Source organism: Vibrio sp. 1288 (genome assembly GCF_033344475.1).
Genome location: NZ_JAWPOX010000085.1, coordinates 1 through 1,668, shown reverse-complemented (window position 1 = coordinate 1,668; position 1,668 = coordinate 1). Strand labels below are relative to the sequence as shown.

General features: G+C 44.5%; 1 protein-coding gene and 1 pseudogene. Both read right to left on the bottom strand.

Annotated elements, in window-relative coordinates:
* Positions 1-220, bottom strand: a pseudogene (locus R8O11_RS24750) (integrase); the annotation flags it as partial.
* Between the two features lie 36 nt (positions 221-256).
* Positions 257-1,407 (bottom strand): IS3 family transposase gene (locus tag R8O11_RS24745; protein ID WP_318194548.1). Its coding sequence is split into 2 segments (ribosomal slippage): positions 257-1,164 and positions 1,164-1,407, totalling 1,152 coding nucleotides; the frame shifts between segments, so codons are not numbered across the junction.
* Between the last annotated feature and the right edge of the window lie 261 nt (positions 1,408-1,668).

The window sequence follows — 1,668 nt, the reverse complement described above, 5'->3', positions numbered from 1 at the left end:
TTCATAGTGCACATCAGTGCCCGTTTTTTGCCGGATGCATTGACCCCTCTCATAAATCACTCCTTGCGAAGAGACATCGTATACGTGTAGCTTTAGTAAATCACTCGCTCTCAACTTACTATCAATGGCTAGGTTTAGCAGAGCTAAGTTGCATTAGGTCGTTTTCAAGCTCAAATGGCCTTTTTATGCCACTGCACTTTGTACAAGATAACTTCCTCATGATGACTGATCTGCTCCAGCCAGACTGGACACTTCATTAAGCGACATTTTTCTGTTCAAAGTTAACTGGGCTTAGATACCCAAGAGCACTGTGTCTTCTCGTCCGATTATAATCAACCTCAATGTACTCGAAGACTGTTTGGCGCATCTCATCTCTGGTCATGATCGGTTCGTACTGGATCGCTTCAACCTTCATCGAATGGAAGAAGCTCTCAACACACGCATTATCCCAGCAGTTTCCTTTTCTACTCATACTTTGCTTTAGATTATAAGCAGTTATGAGGTCTCGATAATCTTTCGAGCAATACTGGCTACCTCTATCACTATGAAGAATAACCTGCTCAGGGAACCCTCGACGGAACAAAGCCATTGATAATGCATCGCAGACCAGTGTTGCCGTCATCCTCGTATCCATCGACCAACCGATTACTTGTCGTGAGTAAAGATCAATGATCACAGCCAAATACAGCCAGCCTTCGCTTGTGGCAAGATACGTGATATCTCCCGCCCATTTCTGATTCGGGGCCGTTGCATTAAAGTCCTGAGCTAGCAAGTTCGGAGCTACAGGCATCTTATGCTTGCTGTCCGTTGTACACTTAAACTTGCGTGCCGCTTTCGGCGTTAAATCCTGACGCTTCATGCTGGCTGCAATGGTTTTAACATTATGGCTATTACCGTTCTCAGCGAGTTCTTTCTGGATACGTCTTGAACCATCTCGACCTTTACTGTTGTCAAACGCATCTTTGACCTTTGTATCAAGCTCTTGACGAATTGTCTCGCGTTGGATGGCCTTGTGACGATGCTTAATCCAATAATAAAACCCACTTAGAGAAACCCTGAACACCTTAGCCATACGGACAACACTGAAGCACAGCAGGTGTTCGAGCATAAATTCATAGCAATCTATTTTAGATTTTTCGCGAAGTAGGTGGCGGCCTTTTTTACGATATCTAGCTCTTCTGCTTGTTCTGCTAACTGCCTTTTGAGCTTGGCTACTTCAGCGGCTAGCTCTTGCTCTCGCTGACTGGTCGTGGTGTCTTTCTTTACAGCCTTACGCCAACCGTAGATCTGAGATTCATGCAAGGAGAGCTGTCTTACTGCCGCAGCCACTCCCACTTTCTCTGCTAGCTTCAGGGCTTCGGCTTTAAATTCAGGAGAATGGATAATACGTTTCTTTTTGTTTGTCATGATTCACCTCGTTAGTGATTGTACTCACTTAACTCGGTGTCCAAAACTGCTGGTGCGGATCAGTTTCATGTCGATCCATGGACTAGATTGAAAAAACTGGTGTAACTCCTACGTGAGTTTTAAGCATTATATCTAAATTTGTAGGAGTTCATCCTACATACACGATTAACGCGATTTCTTGAGGGCGATTAGCCTAGTTGGGTGTCAAACCCACTAAGTCAGATTTGTGGCTTCTCTCGTCCAAAAACTCGTTGGAATTTC